Source organism: Mixta sp. (assembly GCF_024610815.1).
In the GTDB taxonomy this organism is placed as follows: domain Bacteria; phylum Pseudomonadota; class Gammaproteobacteria; order Enterobacterales; family Enterobacteriaceae; genus Mixta; species Mixta calida.
Genome location: NZ_JANION010000105.1, coordinates 1 through 17,871, shown reverse-complemented (window position 1 = coordinate 17,871; position 17,871 = coordinate 1). Strand labels below are relative to the sequence as shown.

At 55.7% G+C, this 17,871-nt stretch carries 19 protein-coding genes; 13 read left to right on the top strand and 6 right to left on the bottom strand.

Features of this window, described 5'->3' with window-relative positions; genetic code table 11:
- Nucleotides 1-116 precede the first annotated feature (116 nt).
- Genes rfaD through MYY08_RS07090 form a run of 4 tightly spaced genes read left to right on the top strand, consistent with a single transcriptional unit; the run spans nt 117 to nt 4,017 of the window.
- Nucleotides 117-1,049, top strand: a complete 933-nt coding sequence (gene rfaD, locus MYY08_RS07105; RefSeq protein ID WP_038629111.1) for an ADP-glyceromanno-heptose 6-epimerase — start codon at nt 117-119, stop codon at nt 1,047-1,049.
- Between the two features lie 21 nt (nt 1,050-1,070).
- Nucleotides 1,071-2,120, top strand: a complete 1,050-nt coding sequence (gene rfaF, locus MYY08_RS07100) for an ADP-heptose--LPS heptosyltransferase RfaF (RefSeq protein WP_038629113.1) — start codon at nt 1,071-1,073, stop codon at nt 2,118-2,120.
- Nucleotides 2,117-3,094: a lipopolysaccharide heptosyltransferase RfaC gene (rfaC, locus tag MYY08_RS07095; protein ID WP_038629115.1), complete on the top strand. Its 978-nt coding sequence runs from the start codon at nt 2,117-2,119 to the stop codon at nt 3,092-3,094. Before rfaF ends, rfaC begins: the two co-directional genes overlap by 4 nt.
- Before the next feature lie 2 nt (nt 3,095-3,096).
- The gene (locus MYY08_RS07090) at nt 3,097-4,017 is read left to right on the top strand and encodes a glycosyltransferase family 2 protein (RefSeq protein ID WP_190296284.1); all 921 of its coding nucleotides are present in this window, start codon (nt 3,097-3,099) and stop codon (nt 4,015-4,017) included.
- A 14-nt stretch (nt 4,018-4,031) separates the two neighbouring features.
- Here MYY08_RS07090 and MYY08_RS07085 read toward each other — a convergent pair whose 3' ends face one another.
- The gene (locus MYY08_RS07085) at nt 4,032-5,309 is read right to left on the bottom strand and encodes an O-antigen ligase family protein (protein ID WP_288013858.1); all 1,278 of its coding nucleotides are present in this window, start codon (nt 5,307-5,309) and stop codon (nt 4,032-4,034) included.
- Nucleotides 5,310-5,311: 2 nt separating this feature from the next.
- On the bottom strand, nt 5,312-6,271 hold the full coding sequence (locus tag MYY08_RS07080) for a polysaccharide deacetylase family protein (protein ID WP_038629120.1): 960 nt from the start codon (nt 6,269-6,271) through the stop codon (nt 5,312-5,314).
- 326 nt (nt 6,272-6,597) lie between these two features.
- On the opposite strand from MYY08_RS07080, the gene MYY08_RS07075 reads away from it, so the two are divergent.
- From MYY08_RS07075 to coaD, 8 genes are all read left to right on the top strand, one after another.
- On the top strand, nt 6,598-7,683 hold the full coding sequence (locus MYY08_RS07075) for a glycosyltransferase (RefSeq protein ID WP_084969895.1): 1,086 nt from the start codon (nt 6,598-6,600) through the stop codon (nt 7,681-7,683).
- An 82-nt stretch (nt 7,684-7,765) separates the two neighbouring features.
- A complete protein-coding gene (locus MYY08_RS07070; protein ID WP_038629123.1) occupies nt 7,766-8,866 on the top strand; it encodes a glycosyltransferase family 9 protein in 1,101 nt (366 codons plus the stop codon).
- A gap of 1 nt (nt 8,867) precedes the next feature.
- Complete coding sequence (locus MYY08_RS07065) at nt 8,868-9,869, top strand: glycosyltransferase (RefSeq protein ID WP_071883721.1); 1,002 nt, start codon at nt 8,868-8,870, stop codon at nt 9,867-9,869.
- A 94-nt stretch (nt 9,870-9,963) separates the two neighbouring features.
- On the top strand, nt 9,964-11,040 hold the full coding sequence (rfaQ, locus tag MYY08_RS07060; RefSeq protein WP_038629125.1) for a putative lipopolysaccharide heptosyltransferase III: 1,077 nt from the start codon (nt 9,964-9,966) through the stop codon (nt 11,038-11,040).
- On the top strand, nt 11,033-12,178 hold the full coding sequence (locus tag MYY08_RS07055) for a glycosyltransferase family 4 protein (RefSeq protein ID WP_038629127.1): 1,146 nt from the start codon (nt 11,033-11,035) through the stop codon (nt 12,176-12,178). Before rfaQ ends, MYY08_RS07055 begins: the two co-directional genes overlap by 8 nt.
- Nucleotides 12,179-12,258: 80 nt before the next feature.
- Nucleotides 12,259-13,533, top strand: a complete 1,275-nt coding sequence (waaA, locus tag MYY08_RS07050; RefSeq protein WP_038629129.1) for a lipid IV(A) 3-deoxy-D-manno-octulosonic acid transferase — start codon at nt 12,259-12,261, stop codon at nt 13,531-13,533.
- The gene (locus tag MYY08_RS07045; RefSeq protein WP_038629131.1) at nt 13,534-14,313 is read left to right on the top strand and encodes a glycosyltransferase family 2 protein; all 780 of its coding nucleotides are present in this window, start codon (nt 13,534-13,536) and stop codon (nt 14,311-14,313) included.
- Nucleotides 14,310-14,792, top strand: coding sequence for a pantetheine-phosphate adenylyltransferase (gene coaD / locus MYY08_RS07040; protein ID WP_038629134.1), 483 nt, complete (start codon nt 14,310-14,312; stop codon nt 14,790-14,792). The genes MYY08_RS07045 and coaD overlap by 4 nt, the downstream gene beginning before the upstream one ends.
- A gap of 56 nt (nt 14,793-14,848) precedes the next feature.
- Here the strand turns inward: coaD and mutM are convergent, their stop codons facing one another.
- The 4 genes from mutM to radC form a co-directional block, all read right to left on the bottom strand.
- Complete coding sequence (gene mutM, locus MYY08_RS07035) at nt 14,849-15,658, bottom strand: bifunctional DNA-formamidopyrimidine glycosylase/DNA-(apurinic or apyrimidinic site) lyase (protein WP_038629136.1); 810 nt, start codon at nt 15,656-15,658, stop codon at nt 14,849-14,851.
- Nucleotides 15,659-15,734: 76 nt separating this feature from the next.
- Entirely contained in the window at nt 15,735-15,902 is a 168-nt protein-coding gene (gene rpmG / locus MYY08_RS07030) for a 50S ribosomal protein L33 (protein ID WP_013094893.1), read from the bottom strand.
- Nucleotides 15,903-15,913: 11 nt separating this feature from the next.
- A complete protein-coding gene (rpmB, locus tag MYY08_RS07025) occupies nt 15,914-16,150 on the bottom strand; it encodes a 50S ribosomal protein L28 (protein WP_038629143.1) in 237 nt (78 codons plus the stop codon).
- Nucleotides 16,151-16,388: 238 nt separating this feature from the next.
- Nucleotides 16,389-17,039, bottom strand: coding sequence for a RadC family protein (radC, locus tag MYY08_RS07020; RefSeq protein WP_038629145.1), 651 nt, complete (start codon nt 17,037-17,039; stop codon nt 16,389-16,391).
- Between the two features lie 204 nt (nt 17,040-17,243).
- On the opposite strand from radC, the gene coaBC reads away from it, so the two are divergent.
- On the top strand, nt 17,244-17,871 hold a 628-nt coding region (gene coaBC / locus MYY08_RS07015; protein ID WP_288013857.1), incomplete at its 3' end, for a bifunctional phosphopantothenoylcysteine decarboxylase/phosphopantothenate--cysteine ligase CoaBC.

Genomic DNA, 17,871 nt, shown 5'->3' with positions numbered 1-17,871 from the left:
GTTAGTTACATTCCGTTACGGACTCCTCTGGCTGCCTGCACGCCGATGAAATGTTATGATAATGGGTAATTAGGCGCGGAACCCCCTGTTCCGCCTCACTGTTTAAGGTTAAGTACATGATTATTGTGACTGGCGGCGCCGGCATGATCGGCAGCAATATTGTCAAAGCTCTGAATGAACAAGGCATTACCGATATCCTGGTGGTGGACAACCTGAAAGATGGCACCAAGTTCGTCAATCTGGTCGATCTCGACATCACCGATTACATGGATAAAGAAGACTTCATCGCCAGCGTGATGGCGGGCGACGATCTGGGCGATATTGAAGCGGTGTTTCATGAAGGCGCCTGCTCCGCAACGACGGAGTGGGACGGCAAGTACATGATGGACAATAACTATCAGTACTCCAAAGAGCTGCTGCATTTCTGCCTTGAGCGCGAAATCCCGTTCCTGTACGCCTCTTCCGCCGCCACCTACGGCGGACGCAACGATAACTTCATCGAAGAACGCGCCTACGAGCAGCCGCTGAACGTTTACGGCTACTCAAAAATGCTGTTCGATCACTATGTGCGTCAGATACTGCCGGAAGCGAACTCGCAGGTGTGCGGCTTCCGCTATTTCAACGTTTATGGACCGCGGGAAGGCCATAAAGGCAGCATGGCGAGCGTCGCTTTCCATCTGAACACGCAGCTGAATAACGGCGAGAACCCTAAGCTATTTGAAGGCAGCGATAACTTTAAACGCGACTTCATCCACGTCAGCGACGTCGCGGCGGTCAACCTGTGGTTCTGGAAAAACGGCGTTTCCGGCATCTTCAACTGCGGCACCGGCCGTGCGGAATCTTTCCAGGCGGTAGCGGACGCGGCGCTGGCTTATCATCAGAAAGGTCAGATCGAATACATTCCGTTCCCGGATAAGCTGAAAGGCCGCTACCAGGCTTATACCAAAGCGGATCTCACCAAACTGCGCGCCGCAGGCTACGACAAACCGTTTAAAACCGTGGCCGAAGGCGTGGCTGATTATATGGCCTGGCTGAACCGCGACGCATAACGAAAAGGAAGACGTACCGGCATGAAGATACTGGTAATCGGCCCTTCCTGGGTCGGCGATATGATGATGTCGCAAAGTCTCTATCGCACGCTGAAGGCCGAGCATCCTGATGCCGTGATTGATGTGATGGCACCAGCCTGGTGCCGCCCTCTGTTGTCGCGCATGCCGGAAGTCAACGAAGCGCTGGCGATGCCGCTGGGACACGGCGCGCTGGCATTGGGCGAACGTTATCGCCTGGGAAAAGCGCTGCGTCAGAAAAACTATCAGCGGGCCTGGGTATTGCCCGGCTCGTTTAAATCGGCGCTGGTACCCTTCTTTGCTGGCATTCCACTGCGTACCGGCTGGCGCGGCGAGATGCGCTACGGCCTGCTGAACGATCTGCGCGTGCTGGATAAACCCGCGTTTCCCCTGATGGTCGAGCGCTATGTGGCGCTGGCATACGACAAAACGCGCATCCGCAGCGCGCGCGATCTGCCGCAACCCTTACTGTGGCCACGTTTGCAGGTTGAGGAACAGGAAAAAATCGATACCGCTGCGCAGTTCGCGCTGACCGCCGACCGACCGCTTATCGGCTTCTGTCCCGGTGCGGAGTTCGGCCCGGCCAAGCGCTGGCCGCACTATCACTATGCGACGCTGGCGCAGCAGTTGATCGCGGCGGGTTATCAGGTGGTGCTGTTTGGCTCCGCTAAAGATCATGCTACCGGCGAAGAAATTCGCCAGACGCTGAGCGAGACGGACCGCCTCCACTGCCGCAATCTGGCGGGCGAAACCCAACTGGAACAGGCGGTGATTCTGTTAGCGCACTGCGACGCGGTAGTCACCAACGATTCCGGCCTGATGCATATCGCTGCCGCGCTCGATCGGCCGCTGGTCGCGCTTTACGGCCCCAGCAGTCCTGACTTCACCCCGCCGCTGTCACAGCGTGCGCGCGTTATTCGCCTGATTACCGGCTACCATAAAGTGCGTAAAGGGGATGCGGAGCAGGGTTATCATCAAAGCCTGATCGATATTCAGCCAACGCGCGTAATGGAAGAACTGCACGCCCTGCTGGGCCAGCGGGAGCATATATGAAGGTATTGATCGTAAAAACGTCCTCCATGGGCGATGTCCTTCATACACTGCCGGCTTTAACCGACGCAATGCGCGCGATCCCCACGATTCGCTTCGACTGGGTGGTTGAAGAAAACTTTGCGCAAATCCCGTCGTGGCATCCGGCGGTGGATCGCGTTCTGCCGGTGGCGATTCGTCGCTGGCGCAAGCACTGGTTTGGCAGTCAGCAGCGTGAAGAGCGTCTGCGTTTCAAACAGGCTTTGCAGTCACGTGAATATGATGTGGTGATCGACGCGCAGGGGCTGATTAAAAGCGCCGCGCTGGTGACACGCCTGGCTAAGGGCGTTAAACATGGTCAGGATAGCCGCAGCGCGCGCGAGCCGTTCGCCAGCTGGTGGTATGACAAACGTCATGAGATCAATAAACAGCAACATGCGGTAGAACGTACCCGTGAGCTGTTTGCCAAAAGCCTGGGCTATCAGAAGCCGCAAACGCAGGGCGATTACGCCATCGCGTCGCATTTTCTCGCCCGTCCGCCTGCGGACGCCGGTCGCTACCTCGTTTTCCTGCATGCCACGACGCGCGACAACAAGCACTGGCCGGAAAGTCACTGGCGCGAGCTGATTTCGCTGCTTGAACCTGGCGGCCTGCGCATTAAACTTCCCTGGGGCGCAGAACATGAGCATCAGCGCGCCCAGCGTTTGGCGGCCGGTTTCACTCACGTTGATGTCCTGCCAAAACTGACGCTGGAGCAGGTCGCCCAAACGCTGGCGGGCGCGAAAGCAGTAGTCTCAGTGGATACCGGCCTGAGCCACCTGACCGCAGCGCTCGACCGGCCAAACATTACGCTTTACGGCCCAACCGATCCCGGTTTGATTGGCGGCTATGGGTTGAATCAGCAGGCGCTGCGCGCGTCGGAAAAGGGTGATATGGCAACCATCAGCGCAGCTCAGGTCAATGCTGTGTTACAGCTATTATTAAGCACGGAAGCGTAATAATGATGCCGCCTCGTCTGAGTATTATTGTTACCGCTCATAACTGCGCAACCTGGTTACAGGATACGCTCGACAGCATCGTCGCCTCGGCAGGTAACACATTATCCAGCTGCGAGATCATTCTTGTTAACGATGCTTCAGAAGATGATACGCAGGCGATTATTGAGCGTTTCGCCGCCGTTTATCCCCAGACCCGACATCAACAAACCTGGCTGCGCAATATTGGTCAGGTTCGCAACCACGCCGTTGCGCAGGCGCGGGGGGATTATATTTTAATGGTCGATGGCGATGACAAAGTGTTACCTGGCGCTATAGCCGATCATCTGCCTCAGCTGGAAGCACAGAGACCGGATATCTATTTAAGCAAAATTATCGAAAAACGCAGCGCTGATATGAACCCTGTCCCCCCCTGGCATGCTGGAACGCCTGTCGTTTTAGCGCGGGATGAGGCGATTACGCGTTTTTTGATCCATCGTGATTTCCAGGCGCATTTTATCGGTCAATACTTCCGTCGCCATTTGCTGCAGGAAAACCCCTTCCCCTCTTTCATCTGCTACGAGGATGCCTGGCTTTTTCCGTTACTGCTGACCAAAAGCGAAAAAATCCTTTATTCAACCTGCGGCTTTTATCTCTACAGAAAGCATGCTGCCAGTCTCTCAACCACTATGCAGCCCGAAAAAATTGTCTGCTTGCTGGCTGCGACACAGCATATGGATGAGGTATTGCCGACACGTTTTCAGACTCTGATTACCTGCCACTGGCTGGATATCGTTAATCGGCATAGCACCGAACTGAAAAAGCAGGGGGTATGGGAACAGGTTAAAAAGCGTATCCACCAGCAGAGCCTGTGGGCATTCCTGCTTAATGGGAAGATACGGGTCAGCTATAAACGTAAGATGCTGAAGCTAAGGCGGCTAAACTAGCCGCCTGTAAACTATTATGGCTGAGGCGAAGACGCCGCGACAGGGCTTTTCCACATCACACATAAGATCAGCAGAAGCGAAATACAGATAGTGATTTCACGGCTGATAAATAACACGTCTGTCAGGCCGCTTACCACGGTCACCAGAATAACGGAAAGCAGCAACGCATTATTTTTACGCAGCGCTCTGAGTATTAGCGCTAAATAAAATGCCAACACGATCACCATTCCTGGAATGCCCTGTAGCGTTGCGCTGTCGAGCAATTCATTGTGCAAATGAATCGAAACAAACTCTAAGGCGCTGGCGTCACGGTGGTTTTCCTTCACATAATGCTTAAACCAAGCCGTTCGCTGCTCCATATTCATTCCCAACGGATTCGCTGCGAAGCAGGCGGCGCCAATATTCCACATCGCCAGCCGGCTGGTCAACGAACCGCTTTTATTCCCCTCCGCCTGTTCATATCGCGTGAGCTCCGCCATTGAAGCATCGATTCTGGGCTTAATCATCGGTTTATAGCACGCGGCGATTAATAAAACGATAGCGGTTAAAATGCCCAGCGCAGCTTTCCAGCCTAAATGACGAAAGCGTAGCAGCCCAACGAAAAAGATAATTAAGGGAAACGCGGCGATCATATTGCGAGTGCCCGTCTGGATGATAATAAACCAGGCGATGACAAATACGCCAAGGCATAACAACAGCTGGCTGGCGCTATGTCTTTTTGCTGCCAGCATAAACAGCGTTGCCGCAGCCAACATCGCATAACCATAGGCGGAAAGCGTAGCGCGATCGAGCGCAAACTCAACGCGCCGGGCACCATTTGTATATTGGTAAAAACCGTAGACCGTTGCGCCGACAAACGCGACAATCAATCCCCATTCAACCATACGGCGAGTTAGCTGAGGCAATCTTTCCTGCTGACTAAACAGGTAATAACCGATTACGGCCGCGATTAGCAGACGTTTACCCGCGTTCAGATAATCATTATAAGGGTCAAAATGGGGTTGTCCCAGATAATCCCAGTAAAACCAAACGACTTTACTACAGCCCAGTAACGCCAACCATCCTGCCAGCCAAAAATGGCGACGATTAACAGGACGCAAGTGGGTAATAATCCCTAAAAGGGAAAAATAAAAAGCCCAGTAAAAAGCAACCTTCGCCGTCTTTTCATGGATAAAGGTAAACATAACGGCCAGCAATACCGCCGTCAGCGCTAAAAGATAAAGCGCGTTGCGCCAATGAGTTTTGATCAGCGCGCTATTCATCCAGCCTGGGTAAGAGATATCCCTGTTCATTTTTATCGTGCCTGAAAGTATTGATAATATTCCGCCAGCGTCATGCCCTGCGTACGTGTTTGCAGCCAGCTAAACAGCGCCTCTAAATCCTGGTACAGTCTTTCAATATCCGCTTCGTTTTTAAAGGTCGGGCTGCCGTCCGGCATAAATTCTGAGGAGTGAAGCATAAACTCGACATAATCATTGCCTTCCGCCAGGCTCATCTCCGCCACGCGCTTCATCGCAGCCAGGTTGCCGCCTGAAGGCCGTAGCCAGTGAACGGAAGGCCCGCGTTTTTTACCGCGCAGGCGATCGTAGCCCTGCTTCAGGCGATTCATCAATGCGGTGTGCTTGTACTGAATGCTCATCGGTACTTCCAGCAATCCCGAATCGCCGCTGCGCGAGATATCTTTTGGATCAAGAAAATAGGCGTGATGCGGGAAATGCGTATAGTCTGTTCCGCCCTTTCCCTGCGGCGCGCCAGGCGAATTGCGCCAGCTTACCCGCGGCGTCACCGAGCAATCGACCTGATAGCCCAGCTCGCGCAGCACCGTCGCGTAACGCTCATCAAAGGCCCAGCGTCCGGCACGATGGCTCAGCATTTTCGTCTGGAAGGTTTCCTCCAGGAGATCGGTCATAAATTTAACTTTTTCACGCAGCAGATTATCTGGGTATTCAATCAGATAAGGCTGCCAGCGCCAGTCATCATCCGTCAGCGGCGCTTCCGGCGGGCTGTTCCAGGCGTGCAGATGCATGCCAACCTCCCCCTGACCGCGTGCAATAACATCTCGAGCGAACTCGACATAGGCAGGATCGCTGGCCATCTCATAGTTAGTCAACCAGGTCGGTTTAAAGCCATATTTTTCACAGAGCGCCTGAAAACGCGGCAAAAAAAGCGTATTGCGGGTAGTGATGGTACGGCGATTGCGCCACAGATTGTCGCCTTCAGTATCAATTGTGATGAGAAAAGCCGGTTTATTCATCTTCTTTCCAACGCTCCACTGGATGTCGCCGGTATGTTACGCAGGCGCTTTCTTAAGGGCAAAATAATTTCATTCCGATAAATCTCCTTCTTTTACTTTTCATGGCAAACTAAGCTTCGCTTGATTAAGCTCTTATACAGGCGTTGCCCGTTTCGTTTACCGGATGTCGTGAAGCGCGACGCCGATGAAAAAGGAAAGGTCCGGCACACAGCCTTATCGATATTAAAAGCGATAAAAAACTTAATTCCCAACAAAATAGCTTTTACACTTTTGCCAGTGGCCTTGCTGCACACATAAGGATTTAAACATTGTCCAGGCGTATCTTGATGATCATTGATGGCTTACCTGGAGGCGGCGCAGAAAAGGTAGTGCTGACGCTGGCGAAGGGGCTGTTGTCGCTGGGGCATCGCGTTTCGCTGTTCTCATTACGCAGCGTATGCGATTACCCACTTCCGGCAGGGCTGGACTATCAGGTGCTTCAGGATCGCTGCCGCAAACCGTGGCGTAAGCTCACAGAGCTACAGCGTCGCGCGTGTCAGTTGGATCGCGCCATTATCAAAGCCGAGCAGCAGAGCGGCGCGTTTGATTTAATCATTTCCCATCTGCATAAAACGGACCGAATCGTGAGTCGCTGTCGACATCTCGACCCGGCAAAAACCTGGTACTGCCTGCACGGCGTTTTCTCCGCGTCTTATCTGGCGCGACGCAAAGGCTTTTCCCGCTGGCTGAAGATTCAAAAAACCCGCCGGGTTTACCAAAATCGCAACGTTATCGGGGTGTCGCAGTTCGTTATTGACGATTTGAAGCAGCACTACAGCATCCAGCCGGCGCGCGAAGCGGTCATCTTCAATCCGTTCGACGCTGAACTGATTTTACAGCAGGCCAGCGAAGCGTGTGAGCTGTCTGGTCAGGACTATCTGTTGCACGTAGGCCGTTTCCATCCAACCAAGCGCCACGATCGCCTGCTCCAGGCCTATGCACGCAGCGGATTGCAAGCGCCGCTGGTGCTGATAGGCCAGGGCGATGCCGCGCGTATCGCCGCGCTGAAAGCGTTAGCTGACGAACTGGGCATTGCCGACCGCGTAATTTTCAAAGGTTTTACCCATAATCCCTATGCATGGATAAACCATGCACGTATGCTGATCGTCAGCTCAGACAGCGAAGGCTTTGGGAACGTACTGGTTGAAGCATTGTTCTGCCAGACGCCGGTGGTCAGCACTCGCTGTCCCGGCGGCCCGGAAACGATTCTACAAGGTGAACTGGCGCGCGGACTGGCGGAAATGTCCAGTGAATCACTGGCGGAAAAAATAAAGGACATTTATCATCAGCCCCCCGAACTTCATCAGCTCGATCTTTCGGCCTACCATATTGAGGCCATCTGTCAGCGCTACCTCGCGTTGATTGAGCGCTGATTACCATGCGCAACAATGGAATAATACTTTTTGCAGGGGATGGTTATGCTTTGCCCCGTTGCCAGACCGCTGAGGAAACGGTGTGAACTATATTTTTATTTTTATCTTACTACTGCCGCTAAAGTGGGTAAGAAAGCTTTTCCGTAAGAAGGAAGGGCGCAACCTGGTGATCCAGACCGCCAAGATCGGCGATTTTATTAATATCACGCCGCTGCTGGCGCATTTGCAACGCAGCGATGCGCTGCTGAGCCGTACCGTCGCGCCGCTGGCACGGCATGACGATACGCTGCAACACATCTGGTATATCGAAGATTATAAATCCGGCCTGCTGGCGAAAATTCGTCTTGCGCTGCAGCTGATGAACCGCTACGACAACGTCTACCTACTGCATCCTAATAACGTCAATTTGTTCTATGCGGCCTGCTGTAACGCCAGCAATAAGCAGTTCCTTTCCAACTACCGCCGCAAGTGGTATCAGGCGCTGTTCTACTGGACGGCCAGCGGCGTTGTGCAGCATGAGAAGAATACACTGACGCTGGAAAATTACCTCAAGCTGGCGGATCCGCAGCTGACCAAAGAGAGTTACCCAAAGCACGCCACCCGTCCGCTTTATCCCCTGGCCCCCGTTCCCGCCGCACTACAACGCCAGGATGGGATTAAGATCGGTTTAAGCATCTCCGCAGGTAATCAGGCGAAAACCATTCCCCCAGCCATCTGGAAAGATCTGTTTGATCGGCTGGCCGACCTGCCCTGTCTGTTTTATGTATTTGGCGCGCCTTCGGAAATGGATCGCTTGCAGGATCTGTATAAACTCACAGGGGAACGTGAAAATATTATCAGTATGATTGGCAACATTCCGCTGGAAGGCTTGCCGCATGCTATCAGCATGATGGATTTTTACGTTGCTTCCGATTCCGGCAACGTTTATATCGCCGACGCTGTCGGCGTACCGGTTATTTTAATTTACGGCCCCTGCTGTGTTGAAGAACAACGGCCTCTAGGTGATGTGCTGTTGATTGGACCGGACCATATTGCGCCTTCATCGTTTGTATTCGCCGCGCTTTATCAGTTCCATCATCCCGCAGAGCAGCTTTACGCACTGGATAGCCGCAAACTCGACGATATTCACGATTTTATTGCCGCACGCCAGCCGGAACGGCTGCGCCAAACCAAGCCCCATTAACATGACACAACACGCTGACACCGCTTCTCCTTTACTGAGCGTTATCATTCCGATGTATAACGCCGGCAGTATGTTCGATACGTTTATGGCGTCGCTTCTGGCGCAAACTTTTACCGATCTTGAAGTCATTATCGTTAACGATGGCTCGACGGACGGCAGCGCCGAGCGCGCGGCGGACTATGCCGCGCGTTACGCGCATATCAGCGTCATCAACCAGCAGAACGGCGGCGTTTCACGGGCGCGCAATGCAGGCCTGACGGTCGCGCGCGGCAAATATGTCACCTTCCCGGACGCCGACGATACGCTGTCGCCTGAGATCTATCAGACGCTGGTCGGGATGGCGGAACAGGACGATCTCGATGCGGCCCAGTGCAACGCGGAATGTTTTTATACCGGCAGCCAGCGCGTCAGAACGCTGATCCCGCACGACAGGCTGACCTCAACCGGCGTGCTGGACGGCGCCGCCTGGCTGAGCAAGGCGCTGGCGACCCGGCGCTATCTGCATGTCGTCTGGATGGGCATTTACCGTTTATCCGTGATCAAATCTCACGAACTGATGTTTGAACCGGGCCTGCATCATCAGGATATTCCCTGGACCACCGAATTTATGCTGAACGCGCGCCGGGTGCGCTACACCGACACCCCGCTCTATCGCTATCACGTTCACGATCAATCGATCAGCAACCGTAAACGCACCGGGCAGCGCAACGTAGAGTATCAGCGTCACTACCTGAAAATTGCGCGGATGCTGGAAGAGATAAATCAGCGCTACCGCGGCAAAGTGAAAATCTATCCGCAGTTTCACTATCAGATTACGCACGAGGCGCTTAGCGTCTGTCATGCGGTGCGGCGCGAGCCGGAAGCCGATGCGCGTCAGGCAATTATCGCCGATATCTTCTCGACGCAAACCCATCGTCGTATGCTGCGCAACGCGCGCGGCGTGAAACAGTGGTATCAGCTGCTGCTTTGGCTGAGCCGCCTTTACCGCTGGCGTCAGCGCTAACCGGGCAAAGCCGGGGAAGAAGCGGCATGCGACGCTTTTCCCCCTGGCGGCTTTGACCTAAAATCGGCTCACTTCTTTCTGAGACAGGTTTTGTATGGCAAGTCAGATCCCTGCATCTTTTACACCACGCAATATTCTGGTGATCAAACTACGTCATCACGGCGATATGTTGTTGACCACGCCGGTTATCAATGCGCTGCATCAGCGCTATCCCGGCGCCGCGATCGATGTGTTGCTCTATCAGGAAACGCGTCCGATGTTACAGGCGCATCCCGCGATTCGTCGGCTGCATCTGATCGATCGGAAATGGAAAAAGCAGGGCGTCTGGCGTCAGCTAAAGCATGAGCTGGCGCTGGTGAACGCCATTCGGGACAGTCATTACGACCTGGTGATTAATCTGGCCGATCAGTGGCGCAGCGCGCTGATAACTAAACTTACCGGCGCGCCGGAGCGCATCGGTTTCGCCTATAACAAGCGCGACAGCCATTTCTGGCGCGCCTGCCATAATCACCTGGTTTCAACGGCGAATTTTAGTCAGCTGCATACCGTCGAACAAAATCTGCTGGCGCTCTCGCCGCTTGATGTGCCGATGGAGAATGCGCCCGTTACGATGTATTACGCGAATGAAGACTGGCTGGCCGCCGAACAACAGCTTCAGAAGCAAGGCGTTACCGGCCCTTATATTGTGATTCAGCCCACCTCGCGCTGGACATTTAAATGCTGGGACGACGATAAGGTCGCCGCCTTAATCGATCGGCTTAATCAGCCCGGCCAGCATATCGTGCTAACCGCCGCCCCGGACCGTAAAGAGCTGGCGATGATTGAGCATATTCTTTCGCTCTGTAGTAACCCGCAGGTTGCCACTATTGCCGGGCAGCTCAGCCTGACGCAGCTGGCGGCGCTTATCGATCATGCGCGGCTGTTTATCGGCGTCGACTCGGCGCCGATGCATATGGCAGCGGCGCTGCAAACGCCCTGCGTGGCGCTGTTCGGCCCGACCAAACTACAGCAGTGGCGTCCGTGGGGCGCCCGTAACCGGGTCATTTGGGCAGGCGATTACGGCCCGCTGCCGACGCCCGATTCTATCGATACGAAAACCGAGCAGCGCTATTTAAGCGCCATCCCGGTTGACGATGTGGCCGCCGCCGCGAGGAGTTATCTGGATGCGTAATATCCGCCTGGCGATTGTGCGCCAAAAATACCGTCCCGACGGCGGGGCCGAGCGCTTTATTTCACGCGCGCTGGAAGCGCTGAACAACGAGCGGCTCGATCTGAATATCATCACCCGCAGCTGGCAGGGCACGCCGAAACCAGACTGGCATCTGCATATCTGCAACCCGCCAAAATGGAGCCGCGTGTCGCGCGAGCGCGGGTTTGCCGCGGCGGCGCGCGCCTGCTGGGAGCGCGAGAAATTCGACATCGTTCAGAGCCATGAACGCATCGCCGGCTGCGATATTTTTCGCGCCGGCGACGGCGTACATCGCGTCTGGCTGGAGCAACGCGCGCGCATCGTTTCACCGATGCAGCGTCTCAGCGCCTCGCTCAGCCCCTGGCATCGCTATGTACTGCGGGCGGAAGAGGAGATGTTTCACTCCGCCGCGCTAAAGAAAGTGATCTGTAATTCGGAGATGGTGAAGCAGGATATTATCCGCTGCTTCAATCTGGCGGATGATCGCATCACCGTGATCTATAACGCTATCGATTCACAACGCTTCCAGCCAGCGACAGAAGCCACGCGCCATGCGACGCGGCGGCAGCTCGCGATACCGGAGCAGGCGGTCGCGCTGATTTACGTCGGTTCAGGCTTTGAGCGTAAAGGTCTGAAGGCGGCGATTCAGGCGATCGCTAATAGCGATCGCTATCTGATCGTGGTGGGTCAGGATAAACATCAGTCGCGTTATCAGCAGCTGGCCAATCAGCTTAACTGCCTCGATCGTCTACGTTTCGTGGGCGTACAGCAGGATGTGCAGCCGTTTTATCACGCCGCCGACGGCTTAATTCTGCCAACGCTATACGATCCCTTCCCCAACGTGGTGCTGGAGGCGATGGCTTGCGGCCTGCCGGTGATCACCAGCACCGGCTGCGGCGGCGCGGAATTTATTGTGGAGGGGCAGCAGGGGTTTGTCTGCGATGCGCTGGATATCAAGGCGTTGCATGAAGCAGTGCAGAACATTCCCGCTAAAGTGCAGGAGTCGTCGATGGGCGAGGCGGCGCGCGCCAGAATTATGCCTTATACCCCGCAGCGGCTGGGCGCGGAGTTACATTCCCTTTATCAACAGCTACTTTCAGGCGCGGCGGAAGATAGATGAGTGCAGGAGAGTTATCTGCTAACATGCCGCATTCCGCATATTTTGCTTAGGTTTGACGCATAAGTGTCGTAAAGATCGGTATGACGACGATTTACACCGCCCTGCTTTACCTTATACAGCCTCTGATTTGGCTGCGCCTCTGGCTGCGCGGCCGCAAAGCGCCTGCCTATCGTAAGCGCTGGGCGGAACGCTACGGTTTTTGCGTCGGCAAAGTAAGCCCAGGCGGAATCCTGCTGCATTCGGTTTCCGTTGGGGAAACGCTGGCGGCGGTGCCGCTGGTGCGGGCGTTACGTCACCGCTATCCTACGCTGCCAATCACCGTCACCACCATGACGCCGACCGGATCGGAGCGCGCCCAGTCCGCTTTCGGCAAAGATGTGCATCACGTCTACCTGCCCTACGACCTGCCCGATGCCATTAACCGTTTTCTGAATACGGTCGATCCCAGACTGGTGATCATTATGGAAACCGAGCTGTGGCCCAACTTCATCAAAGCGCTGCACGATCGGCAGGTGCCGCTGGTTATCGCCAACGCGCGGCTGTCGGCGCGCTCGGCGAAAGGCTATAAAAAGCTGGGTAAATTTATGCGTCAGCTGTTGCAGCGCATCACGCTTATCGCCGCGCAGAATGAGGAGGATGGCGCGCGCTTCGTCGAGCTGGGCCTGAAGCGCTCCCAGCTGGCGATCACCGGCAGCCTGAAATTCGATATTTCCGTGACGCCTGAGCTGGCGGCGCGCGCGGTAACGCTGCGTCGTCAGTGGGCGCCGCGCCGCCCGGTCTGGATCGCCACCAGCACCCATGAAGGCGAAGAGAGCATTATGCTGGAGGCGCATCGCCGTCTGCTGGCGCACTTCCCCGACCTGCTGCTGATTCTGGTGCCGCGCCATCCTGAACGTTTTGAAGACGCCCGTGAAATGACGCAGAAAAGCGGCTTCAGCTATACGCTGCGCAGCAGCGGCGAAATTCCATCCAGCAGCACCCAGGTAGTGATCGGCGATACCATGGGCGAACTGATGCTGCTCTACGGCATCGCCGATCTGGCGTTCGTCGGCGGCAGTCTGGTGGAGCGCGGCGGTCATAATCCGCTGGAGCCGGCCGCGCACGCGATTCCGGTGCTGATGGGCCCGCATACCTTCAACTTCAAAGATATCTGCAGCAAACTGAAGCAGGCCGACGGCCTGATTACCGTGACGGACACTGCCTCGCTGGTGCATGAAATCGGTAACCTGCTGGTGGATGATGACTATCGACGCTATCACGGCCGCCACGCCGTTGAGGTGCTTCATCAGAACCAGGGCGCGTTGCAACGTCTGCTTCAGCTGCTTGAACCTTACCTTCCGCCACGGAATCATTAAATGACCGAACGCCAACGTCTGTCAGTCGTGATGATCGCCAGGAATGAAGCTGAGCTGTTGCCCGACTGCCTGGACTCCGTCAGCTGGGCCGACGAGATTATTCTGCTCGATTCCGGCAGTGAGGACGCCACGCTCTCCATTGCGCAGCGATATGGCGCGAAAGTGTTTCAGTCTCACTCCTGGCCGGGCTATGGCAAACAGCGCCAGCAGGCCCAGGCGCATGCCAGCGGCGATATGATTTTGATGATCGATGCGGACGAGCGGGTCACGCCGGAACTTCGCGCCGCGATTGAGCAGGTGCTGAACGGCACGCCGCAGGCGGATAAGGTTTACAGCCTGGGACGGCTCAATCTGTTTCTCGGCCGCTTTATGCGGCACAGCGGTTGGTACCCGGATCGCGTGGTGCGTCTCTATCCGCATACCTACCGCTATAACGATAATCAGGTGCATGAATCGCTGGAAACCGGCACGGCGCAGGTGATTGCGCTGCCGGGCCATCTTCAACACCTCACCTGTCGCGATTTCTCCGCTTTTCAGCGCAAGCAACTCGCCTATGCCGAAGCCTGGGCGCAGCAGCGCCATCAGCAGGGTAAACGCTGCGGCGTTTTCTCCATCTTCAGCCATACGCTGGGCGCGTTCTGCAAAACGCTGCTGCTGCGCGCTGGCTTTCTTGACGGCCGACAGGGCTGGATACTGGCGATGGTGAATGCGCAATATACTTTTAATAAGTACGCGGCGCTGTGGGCGCTCGGTCAGTCAGCTACCGGAGGCAAATCATGAGTACCAGAGCTATCTACCCCGGCACCTTCGATCCGCTGACCAACGGTCATCTGGATATTTTAAGCCGCGCCGCGGTGATGTTTGACGAAGTGATTCTGGCTATCGCCGCCAGCCCAGGTAAGAAGCCGATGTTCAGCCTGAACGAGCGCGTGGCGCTGGCGCAGCAGGCGACGGCGCATTTAGCCAATGTGGAAGTGGTCGGTTTTAGCGATCTGATGGCTAATTTCGCCCGCGATCGTCAGGCGAACGTGCTGGTTCGCGGTCTGCGCGCGGTATCAGATTTCGAGTATGAGCTACAGTTGGCGCACATGAACCGGCACTTGCTCCCCTCGCTGGAAAGCGTGTTCTTAATGCCTGCGGAAAAGTATTCCTTTGTTTCTTCTTCGCTGGTGAAAGAGGTGGCGCGCCATGGGGGAGAAGTAGAAGCTTTCCTGCCTGAGCCTATTTACCAGGCGCTGCTGGCGAAGCTGTCCGCATAAAGCGCAGCCTCAGAAAGGCACGTATTCTGAGGCTATAGACGAAGCCAATTTAATCGCTACTTCTGGCAACTGCGGCAAAAAAAGGTGCTGCGCTGTCCATGCTTCGCGCTTTCAATCGGCGCGCCGCACGCGCGACAGGGCTCTCCGGCGCGACCATACACCTGCAGCTCCTGAGCAAAATAGCCCGGCTTGCCGTCGCTTTGCAGAAAGTCTCGCAGCGTCGTACCGCCCTGCTCAATAGAGCGCAGCAGCACCGCCTTGATGGTTTTCACCAACAGCGCAGCCTCTTCATGCGTCAGCGACATCGCCGGACGATCGGGCAGGATCCCAGCGGCGAAAAGCGACTCGCTGGCGTAGATATTGCCCACGCCAACCACCAGCTTATTATCCATCAGCCAGGGTTTTACGGCGGTACGCTTGCCGCGCGATTTTTCAAACAGATAATCCGTATTAAACTGCTCGCTAAGCGGCTCCGGCCCAAGATGCGCCAGCACATTGCTGCCCTGCAGGTCGCTGCTCCATAGCCAGGCGCCGAAACGACGCGGATCGGTGTAGCGCAGCACTTTGCCGTTGCTCATCACCAGATCGACATGATCGTGTTTCGCCGCCGGGATCTCTTCCGACAGTACGCGCAGGCTGCCTGACATGCCCAGATGAATGATGATCCACCCCTTCGGCAGCTCCAGCAGCAGATATTTCGCGCGCCGCTGGACGCTCAGCACCGGCTGATCGCTCAGGGCGTGAATCTCCTGAGAAACGGGCCAGCGCAGGCGCGGATTACGCACCACCGCGTGCAGAATCGTCTCTCCCACCAGGTGCGGTTCAATGCCGCGACGGCTGGTTTCTACCTCAGGTAATTCAGGCATGGCAGCTCCTCACGTTTTACGGTTTCATAAAAAACAAAAAACCCGGCCGGAGCCGGGTTTTTCATGGAAGCCGCAATTATTTAATTTTAGCTTCTTTGTACATCACATGCTGACGCACAACCGGATCGAACTTTTTCAGTTCCAGTTTTTCCGGCTTAGTACGTTTGTTCTTCGTGGTGGTATAGAAGTGACCTGTACCAGCAGAGGAAACCAGCTTGATCTTCTCACGAATACCTTTAGCCATGATTCAGTTCCTTAGTACTTCTCACCACGGGCACGCAGATCGGCCAGAACCGTATCAATGCCCTTCTTGTCAATTACACGCATACCTTTAGCAGATACGCGCAGAGTAACGAAACGCTTCTCGCTCTCAACCCAGAAACGGTGAGAGTGCAGGTTCGGCAGGAAACGGCGTTTCGTCGCGTTCATTGCGTGGGAACGGTTGTTACCGGTCACCGGACGCTTGCCAGTTACTTGGCAGACTCGTGACATGTCAATTCTCCAAAAATCAAATCAGCTCGAGCTTTAAAAATTAGGTTTTGGCCGCCTCGTCAGGCTTGTAGCCCATCCAGGCGAGTTCCATGCGAACCCGCTGAGCAGGCCTAAACGCCAAACCCGAGATTCTCAAAGGTGGCGTAGTATACGCCTTGTCGCGCCAGCGCTCAAGTCCCGAACAGATAAAGATCCCAGGGGATCGCCGAAACTGTACAGAAAAGAGCCGTTTTTCTTCTTACAGCCAGCCTCTTTCGGCAAAAGAAACGTATTCGCCCTTTCCAATGACCAGATGGTCAAGCAGACGAATGTTCATCAGCTGGCAGGCCTGGCGGATCTGCTGGGTAATATCGCGGTCGGCGGCGCTCGGCTCGGCGCAGCCGGAGGGGTGATTATGCGCCAGGATCAGCGCCGCCGCATTAAGCTTAAGCGCCGCGCGCACGATTTCACGCGGATGCACCTCCACGCTGGCGATGCTGCCGGAAAACATCTGCTGCGCCTCTAATACACGGTGCTGATTATCGAGAAAAAGGGCCATAAAGATTTCCCGCTCCTGATGAGCCAGCACGCTTTGCAAATAACGCCGTGTCACCTGCGGGCTTTCCAGCGCGTTTTCCTGCATCATCTGCGCGCTGAAAAAACGGCGCGCCAGTTCCGCCACCGCATGCAGCTGCGCCAGCTTGGCGTCGCCTACGCCTTTTATCACGCTGAACGCGCTTTTATCAGCGCTCATTAAGTGATAAAGCGAACCGAACGCCTGCAGCAGCTCATCCGCCAACGCCATTACCGGTTTGCCGCAGGCGCCGGTGCGTAGAAAAATCGCCAGCAGCTCGGCGTCGCTTAGCGCCGACGCGCCCAGCTTATGCAGCTTTTCGCGAGGTTTTAACACGTTCGTCTCCGCTCGGCATGTTAGTTTGCCAGGTCGCCACTTTGCGCCGGTCAGGGTAAAGACGCTACCAAACGTGCTTAACTTTTCGGGACGGCTCGCAAAGGTGGCGGGATGCTAAACGGCGCCACGGGAAGAGTGTGGTAAAATCGCCGGATGATGTCACCGCCTGGCATGGCCAAAGGCGATTAAGGGCAGGAGTAAAAAATGATGGGATTAACCGGGAAACATATCGTATTAGGCGTAAGCGGCGGTATTGCGGCGTACAAAACGCCAGAGCTGGTGCGGCGTTTACGCGATCGCGGCGCGGAAGTGCGCGTAGTGATGACGGAGGCCGCCAAAGCCTTTATTACGCCGCTGACCTTACAGGCCGTTTCCGGCTACCCGGTCTATGACGACCTGCTCGACCCAGCGGCGGAAGCGGCGATGGGGCATATCGAACTGGGCAAATGGGCCGACCTGGTGATTCTCGCGCCCGCCACCGCAGACCTTATCGCCCGCGTAGCGGCGGGCATGGCCAACGATCTGGTGACGACGCTCTGTCTGGCGACCGCCGCGCCGCTGGCTGTGGTGCCGGCGATGAACCAACAGATGTATCGCGCGCTTCCAACCCAGGAAAACCTACAACGTCTCGCCGGACGCGGCGTCATGCTCTGGGGGCCGGACAGCGGCAGCCAGGCGTGCGGCGATGTCGGGCCTGGACGGATGCTCGACCCGCTGGAGATTGTCGATCGCGCTGTCGCCTGGTCAATGCCGGTCAACGATTTGCAACATCTGAATATTATGATCACAGCTGGTCCGACGCGCGAAGCGCTTGATCCGGTGCGCTATGTTA